The following is a 12,533-nucleotide window of genomic DNA, read 5'->3' as shown; positions in this document are numbered from 1 at the left end:
GGTAGTGGGGGCTGGTCACGGGAGGGCTCGCTCCAGCACGAAATCGTGCTCCACGGTATTTCCCAGCCGGAAAGACTTGGTTCCCACCCTGCGGAACCCTGACTTCTCGTAGAAGCGGATGGCCCGCGCGTTTTGGCTGTTGACCCCGAGCCACACACCGGCTGCGCCTGATCCGGCCGCCGCCTGGAGGCTGGCGTGCATCAGCTCCGCAGCGGCGCCCAGGCCGTGGTGCCCGGGATGCACATAGCACTTGCTGAGCTCCACCGACGGCGTCAATGTCAGCACCGCGGACACATCCGGGTCCGCCGCGGGACGGTTCACCAGGAGGCTGTACCCGCGGAGGGCGCCTTCCCCGTCTATCACCAGGACGGTGACGTCCGGGTCACCGAGGTACGTCCGGAAGTGCTGTTCGCTGAGGGTGTTCGCAAGGTGCGCTGCTATGTCTTCAGGCGACGTCGACGGCGGGCACGCCAGCGGAAAGGTGACGGTTGCCAGGGCTGCCAGCGCCCCGGCGTCGTCCGCTGTTGCCGGGCGGATGGTGTGGGTCATGCAGGGATTCTACGTGCGTGCCCCTGGGAGCTACTGCTTGAAGGCGGCGTCGAAGGACGTGCTCGATGGCGGGAAGTCGAACTTCTTGAGGGCCGCGAGGGCTTCGGGGGCGCCGTGCAGGCGGTCCATGCCGGCGTCTTCCCATTCGACGGAGATAGGCCCGTCATAGCCGATCGCGGACAGGGCGCGGAACGAGGCTTCCCAGGGGACGTCGCCGCGGCCGGCCGAGACGAAGTCCCACCCGCGGCGCGGATCGCCCCAGGGCAGGTGGGAGCCCAGGACCGTGTTGCGGCCGGTCTGGCGGATCCTGGTGTCTTTGCAGTCCACGTGGTAGATCCGGTCCTTGAAGTCCCAGATGAAGGAAACGGGGTCCATTCCCTGCCACATCATGTGGGAGGGGTCCCAGTTCAGGCCGAACGCTTCGCGGTGTCCGATCGCCTCGAGGGTGCGGACGGTGGTCCAGTAGTCGTAGGCGATCTCGGACGGGTGGACTTCGTGGGCGAACCGGACGCCGCATTCGTCGAAGACATCCAGGATGGGGTTCCAGCGGTCGGCGAAGTCCTGGTAGCCGGCGTCGATGACCTTTTCCGGGACGGGCGGGAACATGGCCACGTACTGCCAGATGGAGGAGCCGGTGAAGCCGACGACGGTGTCCACCCCGAGTGCCTTGGCGAGCCGGGCGGTGTGCTTCATTTCCTCGGCGGCCCTCTGGCGGACGCCTTCGGGGTCGCCGTCGCCCCAGACCTTGGCGCCCACGATGTCCTGGTGGCGGAAGTCGATGGGGTCATCGCACACGGCCTGGCCCTTGAGGTGGTTGGAGATGGCCCAAACCTTCAGGTTGTACTTTTCCAGTACGGCGAGCTTGGACTCCACGTAGCCGGGTTCGTCCCAGCGCCAGGCGTCCAGATGGTCCCCGGAGACGGCGATTTCCAGGCCGTCGTAGCCCCAGCCGGAGGCCAGTTTGGCCACCTCTTCGAAGGGCAGGTCGGCCCACTGGCCGGTGAACAGGGTAAACGGGCGGGGCATGTCAGGCTCCTTGCGGGTGGGTGGCGGTGGCGGCCGGGTTGGCGGGGGCCAGTTGGATGAGGGCGCTCTTCGCGGCGGCGGATTCCTCCACGGCGTCCAGGATGCGCTGGACGGCCAGCCCGTCCTCGAACGACGGCGACGGCGCGGTTTCGGAGCTGACGGCAAGCAGGAAGTCGCGGACTTCGTGGGTGAAGGTGTGCTCCCAGCCGATGATGTGGCCCTGCGGCCACCACGCCTTAAGGTACGGGTGCTCGGGCTCGTTGACCAGGATCCGGCGGAATCCCTGCTCCCGGGCGGGTGCGGTGGCATCCAGGAACGCAAGCTCATTGAGGTTTTCCAGGTCGAACCGGAGGGCGCCCTTGTCGCCGTAGACCTCAAGCTGGAGGGAGTTCTTCCGTCCGGTGGCCACCCGGGAGGCCTCCACTGAGGCGACTGCTCCCGAGGCGAGGGACAATGTTGCCCAGGCGGCGTCGTCGACCGTTACATCCTCAAGGCCGCCTGCGGGACCGCTCGTGCCGGGGCGCCGGTTCACGAAGGTGTGCAGGCGGCCGGTGACCTCGGTGACCCGGTCCCCCAGGAGGAACAGCACCTGGTCGATGGCGTGGGAGGCGATGTCACCCAGGGCGCCGGAGCCGGCTGTTTCCTTCTTCAGCCGCCAGGTCATGGGCGCCTGGTCGTCAGCCAGCCAGTCCTGCAGGTAGGCGGCACGGACGTGCCGTACCGTGCCGATCCTGCCCTCGGCGATCAGCTCCTTGGCAAGGGCAAGGGCAGGCACCCTGCGGTAGTTGAACCCGACCATCGACTGGACGCCCCTGGCCCGTGCGGCCTGCGCCGCAGCGGTCATTGCCTCGGCCTCCGCCAGGGTGTTGGCGAGGGGCTTCTCCAGCAGCACATGCTTGCCCGCCTCAAAGGCGGCGATGGCGATTTCGGCGTGCATCCAGCCCGGGGCGCAGACGTCGATGATGTGGATGTCGTCCCGCTCCAGGACAGTGCGCCAGTCGGTGGCCGTTTCCGCCCACCCGTACCTGCCGGCAGCCTCCGAGACGGCGGCGGCATCGCGGCCAACCAGGACCTTTTGTTCAAACGCCGGGACGTCGAAGAAGCTGGCCACGTTCCGCCACGCGTTGGAATGTGCCTTGCCCATGAAGGCGTAGCCGATCATCGCCACACCCAGTGGCGCCGTGGTTCCCGGTTCCCGGCTCATGCGCCCTCCCCCAGGGTCAGCGTCTCCGGTGCCCAGTCCTCGGGGAGCGGAGCAGAGGTCGGGGCGGAGCTTTCCACGTCCACAAAGGTGCCCGAGTCCATGGATTCCGAGATGGAGACCATGGCGTCCAGCACATGGTAGGCCAGGCTGCCGGGGGCGCGGTGGGGGACGCCGGCACGCAGCGAACGCGCCATGTCCAGGACGCCCATGCCGCGGCCGTTCGCCGGGCCCGTGGCCGGGATGATGGTCCAGGCTTCGTCGCCCGCGCGCCAAAGCCTGACGTCGCCGTCGAAGTTGTTGGGATCCGGCAGGGAGATAGTGGCCTCCGTGCCTGTAATCTCCACGAATCCCATCCGCGTGCGGGGAGATTCGAAGGAGAAGACGCTGTGGGAGGACGCGCCGCTTTCGAATTGCGCCATGGCCGAGACGTGCGTGGGGACTTCCACGGTGAACTCCTCGCCGGCCTTGGGTCCGGAACCGATGACGCGGATGTCCTTGGCCTTGGAGCCGACGGCGGCCACCTTGCGGATGGAGCCGAAGGCCTGGACCAGGGTGGTGAGGTAGTAGGGGCCCATGTCGAACAGGGGGCCGGCGCCGTACTGGAACAGGAAGGCGGGGTTGGGGTGCCAGGACTCCGGACCCGGCGTCTGGAAGGTGGTCATGCCGGTCAGGGGCGTGCCGATGTCGCCGCGCTGGATCAGGCGCAGTGCAGTCTGGAGCCCGGCACCCAGGAACGTGTCCGGGGCGCAGCCGAGGCGAATCCCCGCGGAGTCTGCGGTTTTGAGGAGCCCCAGGCCTGATTCGCGGTCAAGGGAAAAAGGCTTCTCGGTCCAGACGTGCTTGCCGGCGTGTACGGCGGCTGTGGCCACTTCGACGTGGGCTGCGGGAATGGTCAGGTTCACGATGATCTCGACGTCGGGGTGGTGCAGTGCTTTTTCCACCCCGCCCCACTCGGGGATGCCGTATTCGTTGGCCCGGGCTTCGGCGGCTTCCTCGAAGAGGTCCGCGATGACGTGGACCTTGAGGTCGGGGAACGTGGTGAGGTTGTCCAGGTACTGCTTGCTGATGTTGCCCGCGCCGATGACGCCGACGCCCACCGGGCCTTTGCTGGGGGAGGGGGTGCTCATGCGCTGGCTCCTGCGCTGTTGAGGAATGCCAGGCTCTCGGCGATGCCCTGGAAGATGTCTCCCTCGTAGTCGTCGAATTCCACCACGCCCACCTCCAGGGCCTTTGCTGCGGCGATGACGTCAAGGACCTGCACCTTGCCCTTGCCGGCCGGCTGCTGGGCCTTGGTATCCGTGGTCAGGGGGCCGTCCTTGATGTGGATCAGCTTTACCCGGTCACCGAGCCTGGCGAGGATGTCCACCGGATCCTGCCCGCCCACGGCCACCCAGTAGGTGTCCACTTCCAGGACCAGTTCCGGGTCAAGCAGGTCGGCGAAGTATTCCAGGGCGATCCGGCCTTCGACGAGTGACTCCAACTCCCACTGGTGGTTGTGGTAGCCAACCCGGATGCCGTACTCGGCGCCCTTTTTGGCGGCTTCGTTCAGCTTCTCCGCCGTGGCACGGATGTCCTCGGCCGTCTGCCAGCGGTCGGCGGGGATGAACGGGTCGATCACCGTAGTGATGCCCAGGTCCCTGGCCGCTGCGAAGATTTCGTCCTGGTCCTGGCTGAGCAGCGGGGCATGGCCGGACGGCGCCGTCAGTCCGTTCTCTTTCAGGGCACTGCCCAGTTCCTTCGCGGTGGCCACGAAATTGTAGGGCTCCACCTGGGTGAAACCGATGTCCGCGACCCTGCGGATGGTTCCGGGAAGGTCCTCTTCCAAGGGCCGCCGAAGAGTGTAAAGCTGAAGCGAGTAGTCCATGGCCTGCCCATTCCTTGCTGCTCGATGTTGCATGCGCCGCAGCACATGAGTTGGGTTTTTTACAAATTACGGCGACTTTTGGCGCAAGTCAATCAAAAGTCAAGGATTACTCGAACCAAAGTATTTCCGAATGTGCTATTCCTTAGGTATGGCGATCGTTCCGAGGCAACAACCGCGTCTACAGCAGGAAGCCGGGCTGCTTTCGCGCACCGGTGACCTGTTCCAGCTGCTCCGTGACGGCAAGCCCCGCACGCGGTCCGAACTGGCGGACCTGACCGGCCTTGCCCGGACCACTGTTGCCGCCCGGATTGATGCCCTCCTTGCCATGGGCCTGGTGGGTCCGGCCGGCGAAGCGGCCTCCTCCGGCGGGCGGCCGCCGTCGAAATTTGCGTTTAACGCGGGGGTCAGGCTGGTGCTCGCCGCCGACATAGGCGCAACCCATGCCTCGGTGGCGGCCACCGACCTGAATGCCACCATCCTTGCCAGGCACTCCGAAGCGATCGATATTGGGGAAGGTCCCGAACCCGTCCTGAACCGCGTCATCGAAATAGGGCGCAAGCTGTTGGAAGACGTCGGACGCCGCGTCGGCGATCTTGCCGGAGTGGGGATAGGACTCCCCGGTCCTGTGGAACACAGCACGGGGCGGCCGGTGAAACCTCCCATCATGCCGGGCTGGGACGGGTTCGATGTGGCCGGATTCGTTGGCCGGCAGCTGGGCACGGTCGTGCTGGTGGATAACGACGTGAACATCATGGCGATCGGTGAGCGGTACGCCCACTGGCAGGAATTCCAGAACGTGTTGCTGGTCAAAGTGGCCACGGGCATCGGTGCCGGCATCATCAGCAACGGCCAAATCCAGCGTGGCGCAGATGGTACTTCCGGCGACCTTGGGCACGTCCGGGTCCCCGACGGCGAGGACGTGCTGTGCCGCTGCGGCAACAGCGGATGCCTCGAGGCCCTGGCATCCGGACCTGCCTTGGCCGGTAAGCTGCGTGCGGAAGGAATCGACGCCACCACCAGTACAGACGTGGTGGAACTCGCGGCCAAGGGAAACGTCCAGGCCATCCATGCGCTGCGGCAGGCCGGACGGGACCTGGGGGAGGTACTCGCAATTTGCGTGAACCTGCTCAACCCTTCCGTCATTGTGGTGGGCGGAAGCCTGGCGCGCGCCGGCGACCAGCTGCTGGCGGGGGTACGCGAGGCGGTTTACCGCAGATCGCTGCCGCTTGCCACGTCCCGGCTCCGCATCGAGCAGTCCAAAGCTCCGGCAGACGCCGCAATACTTGGTGCCAGCCGGATGGTGATTGACCACGTCCTCTCGCCCGAAGCGGTGGAAACCGCCATCCGGACGTCCACCCAGGCTGATTAGGCGCGTCCCCCCAAATTCCAGGCCTGTACGGTCCGTGCACCCAAGCGCGTAGGCACGCAAGCACCCAAGCACGCAGGCCTCGCCGCGGCATGCCCTCGAATACCGGCAGATGTACCCCGGGATCCAATCGGATACCGAAAAATCCCATCCGATTCTTGTTGACATGGGTCACACTCCATGGAAATCTGCTTACAGCGGCTCGCCTACATACTTTTGACCTATAGCGGTTGAAAGTTGCGGCTGACCGCTTCATCGTCCCGCTGTCCGGTACCTGCGGCCGTCCGATTATGGCCGTGGACCGAATGGGCGGACCAGGCCACCCCGAAAGGAAACTCGTGAAGGCATCCATGCCAGCAAGACGCCGTCGTCTTGCCCAGAGTGTTGCAGCAACCGTAGTAGCGGGAGTCATGCTCGCGGGCTGCGGAAACCAGCCGGCGTCGAAATCGGAATCGACCCAGGCTCCGGCCGCGGCCGTAGCCGATCCCAAGAGCGCAGAAGGCGCCAAGGGAAACATCCATTTGTGCGGCGGCAAAGACGCGAGCGGCATCCACAAGAACACCACGGCGGCCTTCAACGCCGCCAACCCGGGCATGACGGCGAAGTACACGGAGATCGGTGCCACGACGGACGAATCCCGCACGCAGGCCGTCCAGCGCCTTGAAGGCAAGTCCACCGAGTGCGACATCTTCATGACGGACGTGATCTGGACGGCCGAGTTCGCCTCCCAGGGCTGGCTGCTTGACCAGACCGAACTGGTCGAAGGAATCAAGGACAACCTCATCACGTCCACGACTGAGACGGTGAAGTACGACGGCAAGTACTGGGCCGCACCCTTCTACACGAACGCCGGCCTGATCTACTACCAGAAGGACAAGGTGGCCAAGCCGGAAACCTGGCAGCAGCTCTACAAAGAGGCAGCCAAGGCCCCAGGCAACGGGCTGGTCTACCAAGGCAAGCAGTATGAAGGCCTGACGGTGAACTTCCTCGAACTCCTCTACAGCGCCGGCGGCGAGGTCCTGGATGCCAACGGCGAAGTGGCGGTGGACAACGACACCACCCGCAAGGTCCTGAACTTCATGGCCGACGGCATCAAGAACGGTTCCGCGGACCGTGCCGTGCTGACCTACAACGAAGATCCCGCACGCCTGGCCTACGAGTCCGGCAACTTCGGATACCAGCGCAACTGGCCCCACGTCTACCGCCTCCTGAACGCCACCAACCTGGCAGGCACCTTCGGCGTGGCACCGCTGCCCTCCTTTGACGGCTCCGCCAAGCCAAGCGGCGTCCTGGGCGGCTGGAACTTCGCCATCTCCGCCCACTCCACCAACCCGGGCGCAGCCGTGGCCTACATCAAGTTCGCCACCTCCCCGGAGTGGCAGAAGCACGTGGCCATGGACAACTCCCAGGCGCCGGTGAACGAGGCCGCCTACTCCGCCCCCGAAGTCCTGGCCAAGATGCCGTTCGCGAAGGAACTGCTCGACTCGGTCAAGGGTGCCAAGCCCAGGCCGGTCTCCCCGGTGTACCCGCAGATTTCCCAGGCCATCAACAAGAACGTCTACGCGGTCCTGTCCGGCACGGCCACAGCGGATGACGCAACCAAGCAGATGGCTGAAGAGATCAAGACCGCCAAGGCGACCTTCTGACCATGGCACCCCCTGTCCTGACTTCCGGTCGTGGCCGCGTGAGCGGCCACGACCGGGCAGAACGCCGCCTGGCCATCAGGATGACGGCACCGTCCCTCATCCTGATGGCCCTGGTGGCCGCTGTGCCCATCGGCTACGCACTGTGGCTCTCGCTGAACCAGTACAGCGTCCGCCAGGCCGGCCTGTCCCGCTTCGTCGGCCTCGATAACTACATCGCGGCATTGGCGAGCAAGGAATGGTGGGCGGCCTTCGGCCAGACCTTCCTCTTCGCCGGGCTCTCGGTGTCGCTGGAACTGGTGCTGGGAACGGCCATGGCCCTGCTGCTGAACCTTGCCTTCCGGGGCCGTGCGCTGCTCCGCACCATCGTGCTGCTGCCGTACGCGATCGTCACAGTGGTCAGCGCCATCACCTGGGAGACCATGTTCGAACCAAACCTGGGGCTGGTGACCACGGTTCTTTCCGCCCTGGGCCTGCCCGCCGGCGACATCGTCTGGCTGGGTGAACCTGGCTACGCCATGGCCGTGGTTGTTCTGGCTGACGTCTGGAAGACCACTCCCTTCGCGGCGCTCATCATCCTGGCCGGCCTGCAGGTCATTCCGGATGAGACCTACGAGGCGGCTGAACTGGACGGCGCCAGCAAATGGCAGACCTTCCGGGATGTCACCCTGCCCCTGCTGAAGCCCGCGATTGTCCTGGCGGCGATCTTCCGCACTATGGATTCCCTGCGCGTCTTCGACCTGCCGTTCGTCCTGACCCGCGGCGCCAACGGTACCGAATCAATGTCGATGCTTGCCTACAAGGAGCTGCGGGAAAACCGACTGGTGGGTGAGGGCTCAGCGCTGTCCATCCTGACGTTCCTGACGGTCATGGTGGTCTCCATGGTCTATATCCGCTTCGCAGGCAGCAACATCCGCGCCGTCGCCAAGGAGAACTGATGGGTACGCTGCTTGCCGAACGTCCCGCCGATACGTCGGCCAGGTCCAGGGCACCTCGCCGACGTTTGCGGGGGGAAGCCAAACTTCACCCGCTGACGTGGCTCTTCGTCCTGGCCGTCATGGCCTTCTCGCTGGTTCCGTTCTACTGGCTGGTCAATACGTCCCTGAAGAAAGGCGCCAGCCTGGGCAAGGGGGAACTGTTCCCCGCCGAACCCTCGCTGGATAACTACCTGACGGTCCTCCAGAACGCCGAATTCCTGCTGGCGCTGCGGAACTCGGTGATTATCGCCGTCGTCACCACCACGCTGGCGCTGGTGTTCGCATCCTTTGCCGCTTACGCCCTGGCCCGGCTCAAGATGCGCCGGAAGGCGCTGATCCTGACGCTGATCCTGTCCGTGACCACTTTTCCGGCGATCGCCATCGCAGCGCCCATGTTCGCGATCTGGCGGGAGATCGGGCTCTACGACACCCTCGTCGGCCTCATCATCCCCAAGATGACCTTCGCTCTGCCGCTGGCCATTTACACCCTGACGTCCTTCTTCCGGGAAATCCCGCGGGAGCTGGAGGAATCCGCGTACATGGACGGAGCTTCCCCTTTCCAGGCTTTCCGAAAGGTGATCCTGCCGCTTGCGGTGCCGGGCCTGGCCACCACGGCCATCCTGGTGTTCATCTCCGTCTGGAACGAGTTCCTCCTGGCCGTCACGCTGACGACGTCGCCGGACGCGCGCCCGGTCCCGGTTGCCATTGCCTTCTTCAACGGTGCCAGCGAGTTCGACCAGCCCATGGGCACCATCAGCGCCGCGTCCGTCCTGATCACACTGCCCCTTGTCATCCTGGTCCTGGTCTGCCAGAAGAGGATTGTCTCGGGCATGACCGCCGGGGCCGTCAAGGGCTGACTTCCCAACCCCATTTCCATCGCACGAAAAAGAGAAGGATCTACCTGTGAGCAATCAGCAGCCGGAAACCCTGAAGGTGGGGGTGGTTGGCATCGGATGGGCCGGCCAGCAGCACATCAAGGCCTACAAGGGCATGGATGGCGTGGAACTCGTAGCGGTCGCTGCCATGGAGGCGGACCTCCTGGCCAACCTGAAGGACGAGTACGGCATCCCGCACACGTTCGCCCGCTGGGAGGACCTGATCGACATGGAGGGGCTGGACGCCGTCAGCGTGGCCGTGCCCACCTTCCTGCACGCACCCATCGCCATCGCGGCTTTGGAAAAGGGGCTGCACGTCCTGAGCGAAAAGCCGCTGGCGCGCAACGGCGTCGAAGGCCAGGCGATGGTGGACGCCGCACGCAAGGCCGGCCGCGTGCTGGACGTCGCCTTCAACCACCGCCGCCGCGGCGACATCCAGAAGCTGAAGGGCATCATCGACGACGGTGAGCTCGGCCGGCCGTACTACGCGAAGGCCTCGTGGCTCCGGCGCTCCGGCATCCCCATGCTGGGCAGCTGGTTCACCAATCCGGAGCTGGCCGGCGGCGGTCCGCTGGCCGACATCGGCGTGCACGTGCTGGACTACTCCCTGCACCTGCTGGGGGAACCCAAGGTCCTGTCCGTCTCCGCCGCCACCCACTCCGAACTGGGCCCGCGCGGACTGGGCGGCAACGCCCGCTACTCGGCGATGAAGTCCAGCCACAAATTCGAGGTGGAGGATTTCGCCACCGCGTTCATCCGGCTCGAAGGCGGCGGCACGCTCATCCTCGAGGCGGGCTGGGCGGCCTACCGCGAAGAGAAGGACCTCCTGGACTTCACCGTGTACGGGACCGACGGCGGCGCCGAACTGCGCGCTGTAGGCGCTTCGATGGCACCGGTTGCGGACCTGAGGATCTTCAAGGAGAAGGACGGCGAAAACGCCGACTACGAGGTGGTGGCTGAGCCCGGCCGCGCCCACGACGCCGTCGTCGAGGACTTCGTCAACGCCGTCCGCGGCGGCCCGGAGGCGTGGGGCGCGCATGACGGCTCGGTGGCCCTCAGCCGGGCCCTGGTCCTGGACGCCTGCTACCGGTCCGCACTCGAACACCGGGAAGTTGCGCTCTGACATGACGGACAAACTCAACATCCTGGTCTGGAACGAGGGCGTCCACGAGGCGCAGAATACGCCAGCCTCCATGGCGGAGATGTACCCGGACGGGATCCACGGCGCCATTGCCGCGGGCCTGCGCGGACACCTGCCGGATTCGCAGGTGGCCACCGCAACCCTTGCGGACCCCGAGCACGGACTCAGCGAGGAGGCGCTGGCGGGAACGGACGTCCTCCTGTGGTGGGGACACAAAGCCCACGCCGAGGTCAGTGACGACGTCGTGGAGCGGGTGCAGCGCCACGTCCTGGGCGGAATGGGCCTGCTGGTCCTCCACTCCGGCCACTTCGCCAAGATCTTCACCCGGCTCCTGGGCACCACCTGCTCGCTCAAGTGGCGCAACGACGGTGAACGCGAGACAGTGTGGACGGTCAAACCGTCCCACCCCATCGCGCAGGGCGTTCCCAATCCGCTGATCATTCCCAAACAGGAGATGTACGGCGAACTCTTTGACATTCCGGACCCGGACGACCTCATCTTCATCAGCTCCTTTGAAGGCGGCGAGGTGTTCCGCTCCGGCGTGACCTTCACCCGCGGCAAGGGCCGGATTTTCTATTTCAGCCCCGGCGACCAGGACTACCCGGTTTACCACCAGGCTGAAATCCGGCAGGTGCTGGCCAACGGCGTCCGCTGGGCCGCCCAGCCGGACGTCTTCCGCGAGCAACCCGGGGTGGCCAACGCCCGGCGCGGCTGGTACCTCGGGGACGCCTGAGGCACTGCCAAAGAAGTCCGACGGCGGACCGGTTGCCTTTAGATGGCCGGGCCGCCGTCGTCGTTTCCGTCCCCGGGGCGCGGGGGCTAAGGCGTGAGCGTGCGGACAGGCGCGCCCGCCAGCCAGGCCGTGACGTCCTCGAAAGCCCCGCCGTAGAACTGCCGGTAGCTTTCCCGTGTGACGTAGCCGAGGTGCGGAGACAACACGGTGTTGGGCGCCGCGAGCAGAGGGTGCCCCGCCTGCAGCGGTTCCTGGTCGAACACATCCAGCGCCGCCCCGCGGATCCAGCCTTCGGCGAGGGCCTTCAGCAGGGCGTCCTGGTTGACCAGGGGCCCCCGGGCGGTATTCACCAGGATGCCCTCAGGTCCCAGCAGCCGGAGTTCCGGCTCGGCCACAATGTTTTCCGAGCGTTCGGAGAGCCGCAGGTGGAGCGTGGCAACGTCCGAGAGCCGGAAGAGTTCCTCCTTGGACACCAGGCGGGCGCCGGCCTCCTCCGCTGCCGCGGCCGTCAGGTTCTGGCTCCAGGCCAGGACCTCCATTCCAAAGGCCTGCCCGTACGCCGCGATCCGTCGGCCAATCTTGCCAAGGCCCACCACGCCCAGGGTCTTACCGGCCAGCTCGAAGCCAACGGTGGTCTGCCAGGAGCCTGCACGCAGGGAGTTCTCTTCGGCCGGCAGGTTCCTGGCGAGGGCCAGCAGCAGGGCCCACGTCAGTTCGGGGGCGGCGGCGGGCGAGCCCGGTGTGCCGCAAACGGTGATGCCCTGCTCGGCAGCGGCGGCCACATCCACGGCGGCATTCGCCATGCCGGTGGTCACCAGGAGCTGGAGAGTTGGAAGTTTTTCCAGCACCTCCCGCGGAAAGGCGGTCCGCTCGCGCATGGCCACCACCATGGTCACATCCGCCAGCGCGGACACCAGGGCCTCCGGCGAGGCGAAGGGTTCACGGAAGGTCATGGTGGCGACGCCCTCGGCTTCCAGGGCAGCCCAGTCGGCAAAACCATGGGCCACGCCCTGGTAGTCGTCGAGGATGGCGAGGCGGTGCTTCATGGCGTTGTCCTTCGTCCCGGGTAACCTTGGCGTGATGTTCATCGTAAGGCAGCGGGTCCTGGCCTTTCCTGGAACCCCTGCCACTTCCGGCGTGATAGCAATGGGAGTG

The 12,533-nt window shown here is 65.9% G+C and carries 12 protein-coding genes; 6 read left to right on the top strand and 6 right to left on the bottom strand.

What is annotated here, in order from left to right; genetic code table 11:
- Positions 1 to 15: 15 nt before the first annotated feature.
- From GK109_RS06965 to GK109_RS06945, 5 genes are read right to left on the bottom strand one after another with little or no spacing between them, the layout of a single operon-like run.
- Positions 16 to 549, bottom strand: coding sequence for an N-acetyltransferase (locus tag GK109_RS06965; protein ID WP_157239303.1), 534 nt, complete (start codon positions 547 to 549; stop codon positions 16 to 18).
- 30 nt (positions 550 to 579) lie between these two features.
- Complete coding sequence (locus GK109_RS06960) at positions 580 to 1,575, bottom strand: sugar phosphate isomerase/epimerase (protein ID WP_157239301.1); 996 nt, start codon at positions 1,573 to 1,575, stop codon at positions 580 to 582.
- Position 1,576: 1 nt separating this feature from the next.
- Positions 1,577 to 2,779, bottom strand: a complete 1,203-nt coding sequence (locus GK109_RS06955) for a Gfo/Idh/MocA family protein (protein WP_157239299.1) — start codon at positions 2,777 to 2,779, stop codon at positions 1,577 to 1,579.
- On the bottom strand, positions 2,776 to 3,906 hold the full coding sequence (locus GK109_RS06950; protein WP_157239297.1) for a Gfo/Idh/MocA family protein: 1,131 nt from the start codon (positions 3,904 to 3,906) through the stop codon (positions 2,776 to 2,778). The genes GK109_RS06955 and GK109_RS06950 overlap by 4 nt, the downstream gene beginning before the upstream one ends.
- Positions 3,903 to 4,643: a sugar phosphate isomerase/epimerase gene (locus GK109_RS06945; RefSeq protein WP_157239295.1), complete on the bottom strand. Its 741-nt coding sequence runs from the start codon at positions 4,641 to 4,643 to the stop codon at positions 3,903 to 3,905. The genes GK109_RS06950 and GK109_RS06945 overlap by 4 nt, the downstream gene beginning before the upstream one ends.
- A gap of 148 nt (positions 4,644 to 4,791) precedes the next feature.
- Here GK109_RS06945 and GK109_RS06940 point away from each other — a divergent pair, with 148 nt between their 5' ends.
- The 6 genes from GK109_RS06940 (at position 4,792) to GK109_RS06915 (ending at position 11,378) form a co-directional block, all read left to right on the top strand.
- Positions 4,792 to 6,012 (top strand): ROK family protein, encoded by a 1,221-nt coding sequence (locus GK109_RS06940; protein ID WP_157239293.1) that lies wholly within the window; start codon positions 4,792 to 4,794, stop codon positions 6,010 to 6,012.
- Between the two features lie 347 nt (positions 6,013 to 6,359).
- A complete protein-coding gene (locus tag GK109_RS06935) occupies positions 6,360 to 7,655 on the top strand; it encodes an ABC transporter substrate-binding protein (protein WP_157239291.1) in 1,296 nt (431 codons plus the stop codon).
- A gap of 2 nt (positions 7,656 to 7,657) precedes the next feature.
- Positions 7,658 to 8,590, top strand: coding sequence for a carbohydrate ABC transporter permease (locus GK109_RS06930; protein WP_157239289.1), 933 nt, complete (start codon positions 7,658 to 7,660; stop codon positions 8,588 to 8,590).
- Complete coding sequence (locus tag GK109_RS06925; RefSeq protein ID WP_157239287.1) at positions 8,590 to 9,486, top strand: carbohydrate ABC transporter permease; 897 nt, start codon at positions 8,590 to 8,592, stop codon at positions 9,484 to 9,486. Before GK109_RS06930 ends, GK109_RS06925 begins: the two co-directional genes overlap by 1 nt.
- A 46-nt stretch (positions 9,487 to 9,532) precedes the next feature.
- Positions 9,533 to 10,627: a Gfo/Idh/MocA family oxidoreductase gene (locus GK109_RS06920; protein WP_321215276.1), complete on the top strand. Its 1,095-nt coding sequence runs from the start codon at positions 9,533 to 9,535 to the stop codon at positions 10,625 to 10,627.
- A 1-nt stretch (position 10,628) separates the two neighbouring features.
- Positions 10,629 to 11,378, top strand: coding sequence for a ThuA domain-containing protein (locus tag GK109_RS06915; RefSeq protein ID WP_157239285.1), 750 nt, complete (start codon positions 10,629 to 10,631; stop codon positions 11,376 to 11,378).
- Positions 11,379 to 11,464: 86 nt separating this feature from the next.
- On the opposite strand, the gene GK109_RS06910 is transcribed toward GK109_RS06915, so the two are convergent.
- Positions 11,465 to 12,424 carry a D-2-hydroxyacid dehydrogenase family protein gene (locus tag GK109_RS06910; RefSeq protein WP_157239283.1) on the bottom strand — a complete coding sequence of 320 codons (960 nt, stop codon included), beginning with the start codon at positions 12,422 to 12,424 and terminating at the stop codon, positions 11,465 to 11,467.
- Positions 12,425 to 12,533: the final 109 nt, after the last annotated feature.

This window comes from Pseudarthrobacter sp. GA104, assembly GCF_009741265.1.
Classification (GTDB): Bacteria; Actinomycetota; Actinomycetes; order Actinomycetales; family Micrococcaceae; genus Arthrobacter.
This window is presented reverse-complemented; position numbering and strand designations above follow the sequence as displayed.